This is a genomic window from Kribbella steppae (genome assembly GCF_004342025.1).
Classification (GTDB): domain Bacteria; phylum Actinomycetota; class Actinomycetes; order Propionibacteriales; family Kribbellaceae; genus Kribbella; species Kribbella steppae.
In genome coordinates, this window is sequence record NZ_SLWN01000001.1 from 981,032 (window position 1) to 997,224 (window position 16,193).

Here is a 16,193-nt window from a genome sequence, read left to right on the forward strand (position 1 = left end):
CGTGCAACCGGTTGCACGTCAACACACCGGCGCCGCCGCGGTCGAAGCGCGCACCACCAAGGACGTGTCGAGTAGCAGCCGGTCGTCCGCTGCGGTCCCGCCGTCGCCGAGGCGGTTGGCCAGCAGTTCCACCGCAGCCGCGCCGGCCTCGGCCGCCCGCGACGACACGGTGGTGAGCGACGGATGAGTCTGCGCCGCCAGGACGTCATCACAACCGACGACCGAGAAGTCCAGCGGTACGACGACGCCGCGTTCGGCCAGCCCGGTCAGCACTCCATGAGCGAGCAGATCGTCGAACGCGATCACCGCGGTGACCCCCGTCGCCAGGATCGCCGGCACCGCCTGCCGGCCGGACTCGTACGACGAACGCCGTCCGGGCAGCATGGTGACGGACAGACCGGCCCGCACCCCGGCACGCTTGACTGTGCGCCGGCGCTCGCTGTTGGACCACGAGCGGCTCGGCCCGGGCAGGTAGGCGATCCTCCGGTGCCCGAGCGCCGCCAGATGCTCCACCGCCTGCGTGACGCCTCTGGTGGTGTCGATCAGCACCCGGGGAATGCCTGCGACGTCCCGATTCACCAGAACCGCCGGACTGCGCTCGGCGTGCGCGCGGATGGCGGCCTCGGTCAGCCGACTGGAGGCGATGACGAATCCGTCGACCTGCTGGGCGAACCGGTTGAGCAGGAGGTCCTCCCGGGCCGGGCTCTCGTCGGTGTGGCCGAGGAAGACGGCGTACCCGGCCTGGTCGGCGCGGCGTTCGACCGCCTTGATCATCGGCGGGAAGAACGGGTTCGCGACGTCGGGCACCATCAGTGCCAACGTGCCCGATCGTCCGGTGGACAGGGCTTTCGCCGCCGGGTTGACGGCATACCCGAGGCGCCCGGCGATCTCCCGGATCCGCTCGACGGTCTCGGGGCGCAGCCGGTGCGGCTGGCTGAAGGCCCGCGACACCGTGGCCCGGGAGACGCCCGCCTCGGCGGCGACGGTCGCCATCGTGGGGCTGCCGTCCGCCGTACGCCTGGCCATGGCCGCAGCCTAGCGCCCACCTCCCGCGGTCGACGTGCAACCGGTGACAGCGGAGTCGACCACCGCCAGACATTGCTTCAGCAGCCCGCGTAGCCGTACGTCGTCCGAGGCCCGGGCGGTGACGGCCACGGCTTCGGCCGCGTGCTCGGTGGCGACGACGTTTCGGTAGAACGGCTCACTCCACCCGAGGCGCCCGAGCACCGGAAGCCAACAGCGCGCCACACCCCCAGGCTGCTCCGCAGATCCCAGCAAATGCAGGGCAGTCCGACCAGACCGTTCCAACCTGACCCGCTCGTCCCGAGTGAGCTCGCCGCCGGCGAGAGCGGTCGACACGCAGAGCGCAACCAACCGCGCGGAGGGCTCGAAACCAGTGCGAACAGTGTCCAGGAAGCGCGGAGCCAACGGGAGCAACTCACGGCGACCGGCTGACCTGCTGTGGTCATGGACGATCCTCGCCACCGCGCTCAGGACCGGATGCACGCAGGTCGGGCGATCGGTCCACGGTTCACGAGCAAGCTTCGACACCAGCTCCATCACGCACGGATCAGGTCGCGCAACCTTCGCGTAGCCGCTCACTCGCCTGACCCTGCGACCGGCGTACCCAGTTGCGGCCGGACGGGTAGTGCTGGCCTACCGGGTTGTTTCAGGAACCGCACGGTCAATGCAGTCAGTACGCCGAGCAGCCCCGCACCGAGGAACAACGGCCGGTAGCCGACAGCGGCCACCAGTGAAGCCGCGACACCAACGCCGACGAGTCCACCGGCAGCCTTGGCGGAGTACAGGATCGCCTGGTTCTGCAACAGGCTGTTCTCACCGAAGAACTCCAGCACCAGGTTCGACATGATCGCGTAGAACGCGCCACCGCCCAGCCCGGCGAACATCGCACACAACACGAACGCCGAGCCCGCGCCGGCCTCACCAGCGATGACCAGCCCGACATGTGCGAATCCCTCGACCATCAGTACGGCGGCCAGCACCCGACGCCGGCCGAGTCGGTCCGACAGATGCCCGGCCAGTGACCGGCCAAGACCGTTGACGGCGGCAAGCATTCCGGCCGCGAACCCGGCCACCGCAACCCCCAGCTCAACGGTGACGGCATAGCTCACGACGAACGCGATGCCGAACAACGACAGCGCGGTACTGATGGCCAGCAGCAGCCACATCAGCGGCAGGGCACCGGTGCGCATCGCCTCGGCGGGGCGGTAGTGCCGGACCGCCGGGAGGTTGTGCGGGATGCTCCGGTTGAGCTTGCGGTCGATCGCCCAGGCCTGCGCGTCGATCTCCGCCGGCCACCAGTGCTGCGGCGGATCTTTGAGCACACCGCCGGCGATCAGCACCACCAGCACAGCGACCAGAGCGGTGACATCGAAGACCGCGCGCTGACCGCCGGTCGACTGGAAGATCGTCAGCAAGGCGATGCTGGGCACCGCACCGAGTGCGAAGCCACCGGTGACCAACCCGATGGTGGCGGTACGGCGATCCGGGAACCAGCGTGCCGCGGTGGTGATGCAGGCGGCGTACACCAGTCCGGCGCCGGCTCCACCAAGGACCGCGTAACCCAGCACCACAAGCGGATAGTTGTCCGCATGCGCCAGTGTCGCCAGGCCGATCGCGGCGAACACACCACCCGCCACGACCAGCTGGGTCGGCGTCGCCCGGCGTACTCGCTGGGCCCAGGCGGCCGGGATGGCGATCAGAGCCTGGCAGGCGACGAAGATCGCGAGTAACCACATCGTCGAGACGGCACCCCAGCCTCGCCCGTCCTGCAGGACGGGTGCCGCGGTGCCGAAGGAGTACTGCAGTGGGCTGATGGCAACCATGCAGGCCCAGGCGGCCCACAGTTGCCAGCGTCGGGGGTGCCCGGTCAGCTCCCGGGCATCTTCGCCGATCCGGTAGCGGCGACCGTAGACATCGCGCACGTCCCGGGGCGGTGGAGTCGCGTGGTTCATCGTCGTCTCCTGACTACTGCATACCGTATGGAACCTTGGTACTCCTCCGGCGTACGGCTGTCCAGACCCGGCGTGTTGCGGTTGGGCCCTTGTGACGTGATGTGCATACAGCATACAGTCGCCGATAACCCCGAACAGGAGGCTGCTGCCGTGGACCTGATGGAGTACCAAGCCAAAGAGTTGTTCGCCCGGCACGGCGTCCCGGTGACGCTCGGCCGGGTGATCGAGGACCCGGCCGATGCCGCCGCGGCCGCCGAAGAACTGGGCGGCCGGGTGGTGGTGAAGGCGCAGGTGAAGACCGGCGGCCGGGGCAAGGCCGGCGGCGTGAAACTGGCCGGCTCCCCCGACGACGCGGTGGGCAGGGCGCGCGAGATCCTCGGCATGGACATCAAGGGCCACACGGTCCGCCGGGTGCTGCTCACGCCGGCCGCCGATATCGCCGAGGAGTACTACTTCTCCTTCCTGGTCGACCGGGCCAACCGCGACTACCTCTGTATCGCCAGCACCGAGGGCGGTGTCGAGATCGAGGAGGTCGCGCACACCAACCCGGACGCGATCGCCAAGGTGGCGATCGATCCGGCCGTCGGCGTGGACGAGGCCAAGGCCGCCGAGATCGTCGCGGCCGCGGGCTTCCCGGCCGGCGCGGAGGACGTGGTCCGGAAGCTGTGGGACGTGTTCATCGCCGAGGACGCGTCACTGGTCGAGGTGAACCCCCTGGTCAAGCTGGGCGACGGATCACTCGAGGCCCTCGACGGCAAGATCACACTCGACGACAACGCGTCGTACCGGCACTCCGACCACGTCGGGTTCGAGGACAAGGCGGCCGCGGATCCGCTCGAGGCCGCGGCCCAGGACAAGGGCCTGAACTACGTCAAGCTGGACGGCTCGGTCGGCATCATCGGCAACGGCGCCGGCCTGGTCATGTCGACCCTCGACGTGGTCGCGTACGCCGGCGCTTCGTACGGCGTGAAGCCGGCCAACTTCCTCGATATCGGGGGTGGCGCGTCGGCCGAGGTGATGGCCAACGGACTGGGCATCATCCTGAGCGATGCCCAGGTGCGCAGTGTCTTCGTGAACGTCTTCGGCGGCATCACCGCCTGTGACGCGGTGTCGAACGGGATCGTGCAGGCCCTCGACGTACTCGGCGACAAGGCCGACAAGCCGCTGGTGGTCCGGCTGGACGGCAACAACGTCGACGAGGGCCGCCGGATCCTTGCCCAGGCCAACCATCCGCTGGTGACCGTGGTGGACACGATGGACGGTGCCGCCGCCCGCGCCGCCGAACTCGCCGCCCAGAACTGAGAGGTGCGACATGGCGATCTTCCTGACCGAGCAGAGCCGGGTCATCGTGCAGGGCATGACCGGGTCCGAAGGACAAAAGCACACCAGCCGGATGCTTGCCGCCGGCACCAACATCGTCGGCGGCGTGACCCCGGGCAAGGGTGGCCAGTCGGTCGACTTCGCCAAGCGGTCGATCCCGGTCTACGGCTCGTGTGCCGACGCGGTGAAGTCGGCCGGCGCCGACGTGTCGGTGGTGTTCGTGCCGCCGCGCTTCACGAAGGGCGCGGTGATCGAGGCCGTCGACGCGGGTGTTCCGTTGGTGGTGGTGATCACCGAAGGTGTGCCGGTGCACGACACCGCCGCGTTCTTCGCCCACGCCCAGGCCGCGGGCACCCGGGTCATCGGCCCGAACTGCCCGGGCATCATCAGCCCGGGCCGCGCCAACGCCGGCATCATACCCGCCGACATCGCGGGTCCCGGCCGGATCGGGCTGGTGTCGAAGTCGGGCACGCTGACGTACCAGATGATGTACGAACTGCGTGACTTCGGGTTCTCCACCGCGATCGGGATCGGTGGTGACCCGATCATCGGGACGACGCACATCGACGCGCTGCGGGCGTTCCAGGACGACCCGGACACCGACGCGATCGTGATGATCGGTGAGATCGGTGGTGACGCCGAGGAGCGGGCGGCCGCGTTCATCAAGGAGAACGTGACCAAGCCGGTCGTCGGCTACGTGGCCGGGTTCACCGCGCCGGAGGGCAAGACGATGGGTCACGCGGGTGCGATCGTGTCCGGTTCGTCCGGTACGGCGGCCGCGAAGCAGGAGGCCCTGGAAGCCGTCGGCGTACGCGTCGGCAAGACCCCGTCGGAAACAGCGCAGCTGATGCGCGCGGTGATGGCGGTGTCGGTATGACGACGATCGGCTTCATCGGCCTCGGCATCATGGGGTCGCACATGGCGGCCAACCTGATCCAGGCTGGACACACGGTGACCGGGTACGACGTCGTACCGGCGGCTGTGGATCGGATGGCGCAGGCGGGTGGCAAGCCGGCCGCGGACATCGCGGGTGCGGTGAACGGTGCCGAAGTGGTCATCACGATGTTGCCGGACTCACCGCAGGTCGCGGAGGTCGTGCTCGGACCCGGTGGTGTGCTGGCCGGAGTTCGGCCCGGCGTACTGCTGATCGACATGAGCTCGATCGCACCGGAGACATCGCGGGAGGTCGCCGCGGCCGCCGCCGACCGTGGTGTGCGCGTGCTGGATGCGCCGGTGAGCGGCGGCGAGCAGGGCGCGATCAAGGCGTCGCTGGCGATCATGGTGGGTGGCACTGCGGAGGACTTCGAGACGGCCCGGCCGATCTTCGAGGACCTCGGGCGGACCATCGTCCACGTCGGCGGCCACGGCGCCGGTCAGACCGTGAAGGCGGCGAACCAGTTGATGGTCGCCGGCATCATCAGCCTCGTCAGCGAGGCCATCGTCCTGCTCGAGGCCTCCGGCGTCGACGGCGAACGCGGCCTCGAGGTCCTCGCCGGCGGCCTGGCCGGCAACCGCATCCTCGACCTCAAGTCGGCCACGACGCTGGCCCGCCAGTTCGAGCCCGGCTTCCGGATCGACCTGCACCACAAGGACATGGGGATCGCCCTCGCCTCCGCCCGCGCGGCAGGCGTCGCCCTCCCGGTCACCGGCGTGGTCGCCCAACTCGTCGCCGCCGCCCGAGCCCAAGGCCACGGCTCCCTAGACCACTCCGCCCTCCTGAAGGTGGTCGAGCAGCTCTCAGCTCGATGACGCGCGCGGCGGCGCCGTGCTGCTCCTGACGACGAGTTTGGTGGGTACGGCGACCGGGTCGTGGTGGTGTTCGCCGGCTTGGATCTCGCGGATGAGCGCGTCGACGCTGAGCCGGCCGACATCGGTGAAGTTCTGCCTGATCGTGGTCAGCGGCGGCCAGAAGTGCGCGGCCTCCTCCATGTCGTCGAAACCGACCACGCTGATGTCGCCCGGCACCACCCGGCCGCGCTCGTGCAACGCACGCAGGAGTCCGAGCGCCATCTGGTCGTTCGCGGCGAACACGGCGGTGACGTCGGGGTTCGCGGCCAACTGGCGGCCGGCTTCGTACCCCGAGCCGGGCGACCAGTCACCGTCCAGCACCGGCGGAACCTCGCACCCGCGGTCCGTCAGGGTCCGCTCCCAGGAGCGTCGGCGCCGGTCCGCGGCGAACGACGTCGGCGGGCCACCGAGGTGCCACACGGTTTCATGCCCGAGATCGAGCAGGTGCTCGGTGGCGAGACGGGCACCCTGGGCCTGGTTGGTGTCGACGATCGGGTAGTCGTAGTGGGCGCTGGAGTCGACGACGACGACCGGCAGCCCGTCGGGCAGCAGTACGCCGGCCTCGTCCAGCGTGTGCGCCTCGATCAGGATGATCACACCGTCGACCGCCTGCTCCCCCAGCCGGCTGAAGGCGTTCGTCACCGCGCGCTGGTTCACGTCCAGGACCGGCAGCAGGTTGATCGCGTAACCGCTGATGGTGGCCGCCGCGGCGACCGCGTCGAGCGTTCGCGTCGTACCGAAGCTGGACAGCTCGAAGACGATCACGCCGATGCTCCGGAACTGCCCGTTGCGCAACGCCCGGGCGGCGCTGTTCGGCCGGTAGCCGAGCTCGCGCATGGCGGCCTGCACCCGGTCCCGGGTGACCGAATCGACGTTGAGCCGTTCGTTCGCGACGCGTGACACAGTCTGCCCGGACACGCCGGCCAGCCTGGCCACATCGGCCATCGACGGGCCGCGCCGCCGCCGGACCGGCAACTCCTCCGATGACATCGGCGCCCTCCTCGCTTGTGCCCGCAGTGTAGACATGTTGACGTAAACACGCTACCGTCTCGGCGACCGATGTTGACGTCAACATCGCGTGTCGGCACGAGTTTGTGAAGGAGGCCGGCGGAGGCATGAGCCAGTCCGTTGCACTGCGCCGAAGGCGTGGGAGGTTCAGCCAGGACGGGAAGGGATGGGTCTTCGTCGGCCCCTTCCTGGCCGTGTTCGCGCTCACCTTCCTGGCGCCGATCGGGTACGCGATCTACCTCAGCCTGTTCCGTGATCAGGCGTTCTTCGGCGGCACCGTGTTCGTCGGCCTCGACAACTACACCGAGGCGCTGCGGGACCCGAAGTTCTGGGAGGCGTTCGGCCGGGTCGCGGTGTTCCTGATCGTCCAGGTTCCGGTGATGCTGATCCTGGCCCTGCTGGCCGCGCTGGCCATCGACAGCGCCCGGCTGCACGCGGCCGGCTTCTTCCGGATCGTCATCTTCCTGCCGTACGCCGTACCGGGTGTCGTCGCGGTGCTGATGTGGGGCTACATCTACGGCAACAACTTCGGCCTGGCCGCCGACCTGAACGAGTTGTTCGGGACGACCGCGATCCAGCCGCTGAGCGCCACCTGGATGCTGCCGTCGATCGCCAACATCGTCACCTGGGAGTTCGTCGGCTACAACATGCTGATCTTCTACTCGGCGCTGCGCACGGTCCCCGGGGAGCTGTACGAGGCGGCCGCGATCGACGGGGCCGGGACGTTCCGGACCATCCGGGCGGTGAAGCTGCCGGCGCTGCGCGGCGCGATCGTGATCGCCACCATCTTCTCGATCATCGGCAGTTTCCAGTTGTTCAACGAGCCGAACATCCTGCGCACGCTGGCGCCGAACGTGATCAGCACGTACTACACGCCGAACATGTACGCCTACAACCTGTCCTTCGCCGGCCAGCAGTTCAACTACTCCGCCACCATCGCGATCGTGATGGGCGTCATCACCGCGATCATCGCGTACGTCGTCCAACTCCGCGGATCCCGGGAGGCCCTGTGACTACTGTGCTTTTGGCCGGGCCTCCGGCGCCGGCAGGGTCATGGGGCCTTGACTCCCGGCCTTCCCTCGTCACTCCAGTCGCTGTGCACAATGCCACGCCTCCGGCGCGGCGGGTCATGGGGCCCTGGCTCCCGACCTTCCCTCGTCACTCCAGTCGCTTCGCTCCCTCCACTCCTCAGTCCAGGCCGGGGGCCCCATGACCGGGCTCCCTCCGCTCCTCAGTCCAGGCCGGGAGGCCCCATGACCACGACTGCTCGGGCGCCTCGCATCACGAGTACGGCACGAGTCAAGAAGAAGACCAGGACGTCGCCGTTGCGGCCGAGGCGGTCGCCGCTGCTGACCGGGGTGATGATCCTCTACCTGATCTACACCTTGGTACCGCTGGCCTGGTTGCTGATCAGCGCGACCAAGACGCAGAACGACCTGCTGTCCAGCCCGGGGCTGTGGTTCGGCGACAGCTTCGCGTTGTTCGCCAACATCAAGGACACGCTGACCTACAACGACGGCATCTTCCTGCGCTGGCTCGGCAACACCGTGCTCTACGTGGTCGTCGGGGCCGGCGGTGCGACCCTGCTCGCGACCGCCGCCGGGTACGGCCTGGCCAAGTACAAGTTCGCCGGCCGCCGTGCGGTCTTCGCGATCCTCCTGGGTGCGGTCGCCGTACCGGGGACGGCATTGGCTGTGCCGACGTTCCTGATGTTCTCGAACCTGGGTCTGACCAACACGGTCTGGGCGATCATCATCCCGTCGCTGGTCAGCCCGTTCGGCCTGTATCTGATGTGGGTCTACGCGACCGAGGCCGTACCGGTGGACCTGCTCGAGGCGGCCCGGATCGACGGCGCCGGCGAGGTCCGGATCTTCTTCACCGTCGCGCTCCGGCTGCTTGCCCCCGGCATCGTCACCACCCTGCTGTTCGCGGTGGTGTCAACCTGGAACAACTACTTCCTCCCGCTGATCATGCTCAGCAAACCCAACCTCTACCCACTCACGGTCGGGCTCACCCAGTGGAGCAACCAGGCGACCGGCGTGGGCGCCCGCCCCATCTACAACCTGGTGATCACGGGGTCGGTACTGACCATCGTGCCTCTCGTGGTCGCCTTCCTCCTGCTCCAGCGATTCTGGCAGTCGGGCCTGACCGCAGGCAGCGTCAAATGAAAGGGAACACCATGAAGTCACATCGGCGCATCCGGCAACTGGTGGTTGCCGGAGCCGCTCTCACCGCCCTGGCGGTCGTGGCCGCATGCGGCGGCGGGTCGGAAGGCTCCGGCAGCAGCGGCAGCCAGACCACGGGCTCGGCCGACGCGGTCGACGCCGCGCTCAAGGCGGGCGGCACCCTCACCTACTGGACCTGGACGCCGTCGGCCGAGGCTCAGGTAGCGGCGTTCCAGAAGCAGTACCCGAACGTCAAGGTGAACCTGGTCAACGCCGGTACCGGCAACGACCACTACACCAAGCTGCAGAACGCGATCAAGGCCGGCTCGGGTGCGCCGGACGTGGCGCAGATCGAGTACCAGGCGCTGCCGCAGTTCGCGCTGCCGGGCTCGCTGGTCGACCTGAACCAGTACGGCTTCAGCCAGTACGAGTCCGCCTACACGGCCTCGACCTGGGCCGCCGTCCACGCCGGTGGCGGTCTCTACGGTCTGCCGCAGGACTCCGGGCCGATGGCGCTGTTCTACAACAAGGAGGTCTTCGACAAGTACGGGATCGCCGTACCGAAGACCTGGGACGAGTACGTCGCCGCGGCGAAGAAGTTGCACGCGGCCAACCCGAAGTCGTTCATCACCAACGACTCCGGTGACGCCGGCTTCACGACCAGCATGATCTGGCAGGCCGGCGGTACGCCGTTCAAGACCGACAACAAGAACATCACCATCAACCTGCAGGACGAAGGCTCCACGAAGTGGACCTCGACCTGGAACCAGCTGGTCGAGGGCAGTCTGGTCTCGCAGATCCCCGGCTGGACCGACGAGTGGTTCAAGGCCCTCGGCGACGGCACCATCGCCACCCTGCCGACCGGCGCCTGGATGCCGGGTGTGATGGAGGCGTCGGTCAAGGCCGGCGCGGGCAAGTGGCGGGTCGCCCCGATGCCGACGTACGACGGCCAGCCGGCCACCGCCGAGAACGGCGGCAGCACCGAGTCCGTGCTGAAGCAGAGCGCGAACCCGGCGCTGGCCGCGGCCTTCGTGCGCTGGCTGAACCACGGCGAGGGCGTCAAGCCGTTCCTGGCCAGCGGTGGTTTCCCGGCCACCACGGCGGACCTGAAGGACCCGGCCTTCGTCGACAAGCCGAGCGCGTACTTCGGCGGCCAGCAGATCAACCAGGTGCTCACCGGCGCGGCCGGCTCGGTCGTCAAGGGCTGGAGCTACCTGCCGTACGAGCTGTACGCCAACAGCATCTACGGCGACACTGTCGGCAAGTCGTACCAGTCCAAGTCCGATCTCAACACCGGCCTGAAGGCCTGGCAGGACGCTCTGGTTGCCTACGGCAATCAGCAGGGTTTCCAGGTCAACGGCTAGCTGGTACCCACGCTGGTAGCGGCCGGGATCCGGTCCGGCCGCTACCATCACCTGTGCTGAAAAGAGAGAGATGACCGAGTTCGCGATCGGTGAGTCCGACTTCCTGCTCGACGGGAAGCCGTTCCGGATCCTGTCCGGCGCGCTGCACTACTTCCGGATGCACCCGGACACCTGGGCGGACCGGATCGAGAAGGCTCGTCTGATGGGTCTCAACACCATCGAGACCTACGTGCCGTGGAACGCGCACAGCCCGCAGCCGGGTGTCTTCGACACGACCGGCATGCTCGACCTCGAGCGCTTCCTGCGGGAGATCGCGGACGCCGGCCTGTACGCCATCGTCCGCCCGGGCCCGTACATCTGCGCCGAGTGGGACAACGGTGGTCTCCCGGCCTGGCTGTTCCGTACGCCCGGCATGGGCGTCCGCCGCTACGAGCCGCAGTTCATGGCGGCGGTCCAGGAGTATCTGGAGCAGGTACTGCGGATCGTCCGGCCGCTGCAGGTGGATCAGGGCGGACCGGTCCTGCTGGTCCAGGTCGAGAACGAGTACGGCGCGTTCGCCGACGACCAGACCTACCTGAAGTCGGTGGCCGAGATCATACAGAACGCCGGGATCACGGTACCGCTGGTGACGGTCGACCAGCCGGTCGACGCGATGCTGGCGGCGGGCGGTCTGGACGGCGTACTGCGGACCGGCTCGTTCGGGTCGCGGGCCGACGAGCGGCTGGCCACGCTGCGGAAGCATCAGCCGACCGGGCCGCTGATGTGTATGGAGTTCTGGGACGGGTGGTTCGATCACTGGGGCGGGCCGCACCACACGACCAGTGCCGAGGAGACTGCCGCCGAGCTGGACGCACTGCTCGCGGCGGGTGCGTCGGTGAACATCTACATGGTCCACGGCGGCACGAACTTCGGGCTGACCAGCGGGGCCAACGACAAGGGCGTCTACCGGCCGACCATCACGTCGTACGACTATGACGCCCCCTTGGACGAGGCGGGGAACCCGACTGCGAAGTTCCACGCCTTCCGGGAGGTCATCTCCCGGTACGCGCCGGTCCCCGACGTTGTCCCGGCGTCGGGCGCGGCCGCGCCGGAAACCTCCGCGGCGCTGGGCGAGCCGATCCGGCTGCTCGCGGACCCCACGGCCTGGGGACAGTGGAGCGAGCACCCGGTTATGCCGACGCTCGACGCGTTGGATGCGCGATTCGTCCTCTTCCGGACCGACCTCGACATCGACCGGCCGACACTGCTGAGTTTCGACGAGGTGCGGGACCGGGCGTACGTCTTCCTGGACGGTGTTCCGATCGGCGTACTCGATCGTGAACGGCACGACCGGGCCATGATGGTGCCGCCGGGACGGGGCCGGCTCGAGATCCTGGTCGAGGACCAGGGCCGGGTGAACTACGGGCGGCGCATCGGTGAGCCCAAGGGCTTGATCGGTCCGGTCCAGCTCGGCTCGGTGGAAGTGACCGACTGGTCTGCCTGCGTGATCGACCTCGACAACGTGCCGCGACTCTGGGACACCGTCGGCCTGACGCCGGATGCCCCCGGTGTCGGACCCACCGCGTGGCGAGCCGGCTTCGATGTCGCCGAGCCGGTCGACCACTTCCTCTCCACCGTTGACTGGGGCAAGGGCCTTGCCTGGGTCAACGGCTTCTGCCTCGGCCGCTACTGGCGCCGGGGTCCGCAGGAGACGCTCTACGTTCCGGGTCCGGTACTACGGCCGGGCCGCAACGAGCTCGTCGTCCTCGAACTCGAGGTGATCGCCGAGCCGGTCGCACACTTCGTCGCCGGACTCTCGCTGGGGCCGACCGAGCTGTAGAAGCCTTCTTTTCACTCAGTTGGAACAGGTGGGTCCGACGTCGCTGTGGCCGGACCCACCTGGCTCTTAAGAGGGCGCCGGCGCTGACGTCGGCGCGTGGGCCATCCCGATCTTGGTGGCCAGCAGGTCGGCGACGGCGTGGACGGCCCGCAGAGTCGGGGCCTGAGTGCCGGTGAGGTCGGCCAACTCGACCACCGCGGCGAGGATGACGTCGAGCTCGAGCGGCTTGTCCTTCTCCAGATCCTGGAGCATGGACGTCTTGTGCTCGCCGACGCGTTCGGCGCCGTTGATCCGCTTGTCCACCGAGATGTCCGGATGGCAGCCGACCGCGGCCGCGATCTCCAGCGACTCCTCCATCATCAGCCGGACCATCGCCCGGGTGCCCTCGTGGGTGGCGATCTCCACCATCGTCGCCCGAGCCAGCGCGCTGATCGGGTTGAACGCCGCGTTGCCGAGCAGCTTGATCCAGATGTCCTTGCGGATGTCCTCCTCCACCGGGCACTTCAGCCCGCCGGCGATCATCGCCTCGCTGAAGGCGACACACCGGTCGGAGATCCCGCCGGCCGGCTCCCCGATCGAGAAGCGGGTGCCTTCCAGATGGCGTACGACGCCCGGTCCCTCGAGCTCCGTCGAGCAGTAGACGACACAGCCGACGGCCCGGTCGAGCGCCAGCACGTCGGTCACCGACCCGCCGGGATCGACCGACTCGATCCGGCGACCTTCGTAGGGTCCTTTGAGACCGTGGAAGTACCACCACGGAATGCCGTTCTGGGCTGCGACAACGACGGTCTCGTCGTGCAGCAACGGCTCGATCAACGGGCCGGCGGTGGCGTAGGAGTTGGCCTTGAGTCCCAGGAAGACGTAATCGACCGGACCGACCTCGGTCGGGTCGTCGGTGGCCGGCGTACGGGCCTCGAAGTCGCCGCGTGGGCTGAGTACCTTCACGCCGCCGGACCGGATCGACTCCAGATGGGCGCCGCGAGCGATCAGGTGCACCTCGGTCCCGCCGCGATGCAGGGCCGCGCCGACGTAGGCACCGATCGCTCCGGCGCCGAGAACAGCTACCTTCATCAGTCCCTCCCTGCTGAATTTCGAGGGCCAGAAGCGGTCGGAACCGGATGCTTGATCTCGTCCAGTTCCTCGAACTCCACGACGTTGTCGATCTCGGTGCCCATCGACACATTGGTGATCCGCTCCAGGATCACCTCGACCACGACCGGCACCTGGTGCTCGACGAGCAGCTTCTTGGCGTCGTCGAGGGCGGGCAGGATGTCGTCAGGTTCGAACACCCGCAACGCCTTACAGCCAAGGCCTTCCGCGACCTTCACATGGTCGACGCCGTACCCGGCCAGCTCGGGAGTGTTGATGTTGTCGAAGGCAAGCTGGACGCAGTAGTCCATGTCCAGATTGCGCTGCGCCTGCCGGATCAGGCCGAGGTAGGCGTTGTTCACCACTACGTGGATGTAGGGAATGTTGAACTGTGCCCCGACCGCGAGCTCCTCGATCAGGAACTGGAAGTCGTAGTCACCCGACAGCCCCACGACGGTCGCGTCCGGGTCTGCGACCGCGACGCCGAGCGCTGCCGGTCCGGTCCAGCCGAGCGGTCCGGCCTGGCCGGCGTTGATCCAGTGCCGGGGCCGGTAGACGTGCAGCATCTGGGCGGCCTGGATCTGCGACAACCCGATCGTGGAGACGTACCGGGTCTCGGGTCCGAAGGCATTGTTCATCTCCTGGTAGACCCGCTGCGGTTTCACCGGCACGTTGTCGAAGTCCGTCCGGCGGTGCAGCGTCTTCTTCCGGTCATGGCATGCCGCCGTCCACTCGGAGCGATCGGCAAGCGGTGCCTGCTGCCGGGCGACCTGGAGCAGGACTTCGAGGGCCGCGCGAGCGTCCGAGACGATACCGAGGTCCGGTGCGAACACGCGGCCGATCTGGGTCGGCTCGATATCGATGTGAACGAACTTCCGGTCCTTGGTGTACGTCGCTACCGACCCGGTGTGCCGGTTGGCCCAGCGGTTGCCGATGCCGATCACCAGGTCCGAGGCCAGCAGGGTCTCGTTGCCGTAGCGGTGTGACGTCTGCAGTCCGACCATGCCGGCCATCAGCCGGTGGTCGTCCGGGATGCTCCCCCAACCCATCAGGGTCGGGACGACCGGGACTCCGGTCAGCTCGGCGAACTCGACCAGCAGGTCGGACGCGTCCGCGTTGATGATGCCGCCACCGGCAACGATCAACGGGCGTTCCGATGCCGCGAGCATCTTCAGAACCGATTTGGCCTGAGCGACGCTGGCCCGCGGAGTCGCGATCGGGAGCGGCGTGTAGAGGTCGGGATCGAAGTCGATCTCGGCGAGCTGGACGTCCAGCGGGAGGTCGATCAGCACCGGGCCGGGCCGGCCTTCGCGCATCAGCTTGAAGGCCTTCTGGAACGTGCCGGGGACCTGGGCCGGCTCCATCACGGTGACGGCCCACTTGGCGAGCGGCTTGGCGATCTCGGCGATGTCGACCGCCTGGAAGTCTTCCTTGTGCAGTTTGGCGACCGGGGCCTGGCCGGTGATGCAGAGGATCGGGATCGAGTCGGCGCTCGCGGAGTACAGGCCGGTGATCATGTCGGTTCCGGCCGGTCCCGACGTACCGACGCAGACGCCGATGTTGCCGGGTTCGGCCCGGGTGTAGCCCTCAGCCATGTGCGAAGCGCCCTCGACGTGCCGCGCCAGCACGTGCTGGAGCTCGCCCTGGGCGCGGACGGCGGAGTAGAACGGGTTGATGGCCGCTCCGGGCAGGCCGAACAAGTGGGTGATGCCTTCGCGGCGAAGGATCTCCACGGCGGCGCGGGCGGCGGTCATTCGGGGCATGCCAGCTGCCTTTCAGTCGGTGGGTGAGATCCAGTCGAAGCTCTCGGCCGACGTACTGCTCGGCTTGTACTCCAGCCCGATCCAGCCGTCGTACCCGGCGGTTCGCAGCTCGGCGAGATGCTGGTCGATCGGGATCTTCCCGGTGCCGGGTTCGTTCCGGCCGGGCGCGTCGGCGAGCTGGACGTGCGCGATCCGGTCCGCGTACGTCGAGATCGCCGCCGTCACGTCGTCCCCGTTGACGGTCAGGTGGTAGAGGTCGGCGAGCAGGCCGATGCCGGTGACACCGGACCCGCCCTGGACCCGGTCGATCACAGCGACGGCGTCGGCCGCCGTACGGAGTGGATAGCGGTCCGCGCCGCTGACCGGTTCGACCAGTACGACGCCGCCGAACGAGCCGGCCGCGGTGGCGGCGAGGGCCAGGTTCTCGGTGGCCAGGTCATCCTGGTCCTCGGGCGGGACGCCGTCGACGCGGTTGCCGTACAACGCGTTGAAAGCGCGGCAGCCGAGTTGCTCGCCGATGCCGAGGGTGACCGCGATGTTGTCGCGGAACTCCAGTGATCGCTGCGGCCAGGAGACCAGGCCGCGGTCGCCGCCGGCCATGTCGCCGGCCGCGAAGTTGAGTCCGACGAGCTGTACGCCGGCGTCGCGGATGGCGCGTTCGAACGCGTCCACCTCGGCGTCACCGGGCAGCGAGGTGTCGAAGGGCCACCAGAACTCGACCGCGCCGAAGCCGGCCTGCCGTGCGGCCGCGGGTCTTTCCAGCAGCGGGAGTTCGGTGAACAGGATCGAGCAGTTGACCGCATAACGGGCAGAGTGCATGAGTGTCCCACCTTCCGGAGGGGCTTGGTATACGGGATACAGTAGGCGGGAGCCTGAATGCGGTCAAGATCACATGCTTGGCA

The 16,193-nt window shown here is 68.3% G+C and carries 14 protein-coding genes; 7 read left to right on the forward strand and 7 right to left on the reverse strand.

Annotation, left to right across the window (positions count from 1 at the left end):
• Positions 1–18 precede the first annotated feature (18 nt).
• The 3 genes from EV652_RS04595 to EV652_RS04605 all read right to left on the reverse strand — a co-directional run bounded on the left by EV652_RS04595 (position 19) and on the right by EV652_RS04605 (position 2,975).
• Complete coding sequence (locus EV652_RS04595) at positions 19–1,026, reverse strand: LacI family DNA-binding transcriptional regulator (RefSeq protein ID WP_132207637.1); 1,008 nt, start codon at positions 1,024–1,026, stop codon at positions 19–21.
• Between the two features lie 9 nt (positions 1,027–1,035).
• Positions 1,036–1,248, reverse strand: a complete 213-nt coding sequence (locus tag EV652_RS04600) for a hypothetical protein (protein WP_132207638.1) — start codon at positions 1,246–1,248, stop codon at positions 1,036–1,038.
• 350 nt (positions 1,249–1,598) lie between these two features.
• Positions 1,599–2,975 carry an OFA family MFS transporter gene (locus EV652_RS04605; protein WP_132207639.1) on the reverse strand — a complete coding sequence of 459 codons (1,377 nt, stop codon included), beginning with the start codon at positions 2,973–2,975 and terminating at the stop codon, positions 1,599–1,601.
• Between the two features lie 150 nt (positions 2,976–3,125).
• Between EV652_RS04605 and sucC the strand changes: the two genes are divergently transcribed.
• The 3 genes from sucC to EV652_RS04620 are packed head-to-tail and all read left to right on the forward strand — an operon-like array spanning position 3,126 to position 6,044.
• Positions 3,126–4,277: an ADP-forming succinate--CoA ligase subunit beta gene (gene sucC, locus EV652_RS04610; RefSeq protein ID WP_132207640.1), complete on the forward strand. Its 1,152-nt coding sequence runs from the start codon at positions 3,126–3,128 to the stop codon at positions 4,275–4,277.
• A gap of 10 nt (positions 4,278–4,287) precedes the next feature.
• Positions 4,288–5,172: a succinate--CoA ligase subunit alpha gene (gene sucD, locus EV652_RS04615; protein ID WP_132207641.1), complete on the forward strand. Its 885-nt coding sequence runs from the start codon at positions 4,288–4,290 to the stop codon at positions 5,170–5,172.
• On the forward strand, positions 5,169–6,044 hold the full coding sequence (locus EV652_RS04620) for a 2-hydroxy-3-oxopropionate reductase (protein ID WP_132207642.1): 876 nt from the start codon (positions 5,169–5,171) through the stop codon (positions 6,042–6,044). Before sucD ends, EV652_RS04620 begins: the two co-directional genes overlap by 4 nt.
• Here the strand turns inward: EV652_RS04620 and EV652_RS04625 are convergent.
• On the reverse strand, positions 6,033–7,073 hold the full coding sequence (locus EV652_RS04625; RefSeq protein WP_132207643.1) for a LacI family DNA-binding transcriptional regulator: 1,041 nt from the start codon (positions 7,071–7,073) through the stop codon (positions 6,033–6,035). The two genes, EV652_RS04620 and EV652_RS04625, sit on opposite strands and share 12 nt — an antisense overlap.
• 125 nt (positions 7,074–7,198) lie before the next feature.
• Here EV652_RS04625 and EV652_RS04630 point away from each other — a divergent pair, with 125 nt between their 5' ends.
• The 4 genes from EV652_RS04630 to EV652_RS04645 all read left to right on the forward strand — a co-directional run bounded on the left by EV652_RS04630 (position 7,199) and on the right by EV652_RS04645 (position 12,439).
• Entirely contained in the window at positions 7,199–8,104 is a 906-nt protein-coding gene (locus tag EV652_RS04630) for a carbohydrate ABC transporter permease (RefSeq protein WP_199237993.1), read from the forward strand.
• 240 nt (positions 8,105–8,344) lie between these two features.
• Positions 8,345–9,259, forward strand: coding sequence for a carbohydrate ABC transporter permease (locus EV652_RS04635; protein WP_242001545.1), 915 nt, complete (start codon positions 8,345–8,347; stop codon positions 9,257–9,259).
• Positions 9,260–9,270: 11 nt separating this feature from the next.
• Entirely contained in the window at positions 9,271–10,620 is a 1,350-nt protein-coding gene (locus tag EV652_RS04640) for an ABC transporter substrate-binding protein (protein WP_132207644.1), read from the forward strand.
• A gap of 70 nt (positions 10,621–10,690) precedes the next feature.
• A complete protein-coding gene (locus tag EV652_RS04645; RefSeq protein WP_132207645.1) occupies positions 10,691–12,439 on the forward strand; it encodes a glycoside hydrolase family 35 protein in 1,749 nt (582 codons plus the stop codon).
• A gap of 66 nt (positions 12,440–12,505) precedes the next feature.
• Here the strand turns inward: EV652_RS04645 and EV652_RS04650 are convergent, their stop codons facing one another.
• Genes EV652_RS04650 through EV652_RS04660 form a run of 3 tightly spaced genes read right to left on the reverse strand, consistent with a single transcriptional unit; the run spans position 12,506 to position 16,110 of the window.
• Positions 12,506–13,510 carry a 2-dehydropantoate 2-reductase gene (locus EV652_RS04650; protein WP_132207646.1) on the reverse strand — a complete coding sequence of 335 codons (1,005 nt, stop codon included), beginning with the start codon at positions 13,508–13,510 and terminating at the stop codon, positions 12,506–12,508.
• On the reverse strand, positions 13,510–15,291 hold the full coding sequence (gene gcl, locus EV652_RS04655; RefSeq protein WP_132207647.1) for a glyoxylate carboligase: 1,782 nt from the start codon (positions 15,289–15,291) through the stop codon (positions 13,510–13,512). The genes EV652_RS04650 and gcl overlap by 1 nt, the downstream gene beginning before the upstream one ends.
• 12 nt (positions 15,292–15,303) lie before the next feature.
• The gene (locus EV652_RS04660; protein ID WP_132207648.1) at positions 15,304–16,110 is read right to left on the reverse strand and encodes a hydroxypyruvate isomerase family protein; all 807 of its coding nucleotides are present in this window, start codon (positions 16,108–16,110) and stop codon (positions 15,304–15,306) included.
• Positions 16,111–16,193: the final 83 nt, after the last annotated feature.

Coding starts and splice junctions, on each gene's coding strand:
- EV652_RS04630 (WP_199237993.1), top strand. CDS start 7,199: ATGAGCCAGTCCGTTGCACTGCGCCGAAGGCGTGGGAGGTTCAGCCAG.
- EV652_RS04660 (WP_132207648.1), bottom strand. CDS start 16,110: ATGCACTCTGCCCGTTATGCGGTCAACTGCTCGATCCTGTTCACCGAA.
- EV652_RS04605 (WP_132207639.1), bottom strand. CDS start 2,975: ATGAACCACGCGACTCCACCGCCCCGGGACGTGCGCGATGTCTACGGT.
- EV652_RS04620 (WP_132207642.1), top strand. CDS start 5,169: ATGACGACGATCGGCTTCATCGGCCTCGGCATCATGGGGTCGCACATG.
- sucD (WP_132207641.1), top strand. CDS start 4,288: ATGGCGATCTTCCTGACCGAGCAGAGCCGGGTCATCGTGCAGGGCATG.
- gcl (WP_132207647.1), bottom strand. CDS start 15,291: ATGCCCCGAATGACCGCCGCCCGCGCCGCCGTGGAGATCCTTCGCCGC.
- EV652_RS04595 (WP_132207637.1), bottom strand. CDS start 1,026: ATGGCCAGGCGTACGGCGGACGGCAGCCCCACGATGGCGACCGTCGCC.
- EV652_RS04650 (WP_132207646.1), bottom strand. CDS start 13,510: ATGAAGGTAGCTGTTCTCGGCGCCGGAGCGATCGGTGCCTACGTCGGC.
- EV652_RS04640 (WP_132207644.1), top strand. CDS start 9,271: ATGAAGTCACATCGGCGCATCCGGCAACTGGTGGTTGCCGGAGCCGCT.
- EV652_RS04625 (WP_132207643.1), bottom strand. CDS start 7,073: ATGTCATCGGAGGAGTTGCCGGTCCGGCGGCGGCGCGGCCCGTCGATG.
- EV652_RS04645 (WP_132207645.1), top strand. CDS start 10,691: ATGACCGAGTTCGCGATCGGTGAGTCCGACTTCCTGCTCGACGGGAAG.
- EV652_RS04635 (WP_242001545.1), top strand. CDS start 8,345: ATGACCACGACTGCTCGGGCGCCTCGCATCACGAGTACGGCACGAGTC.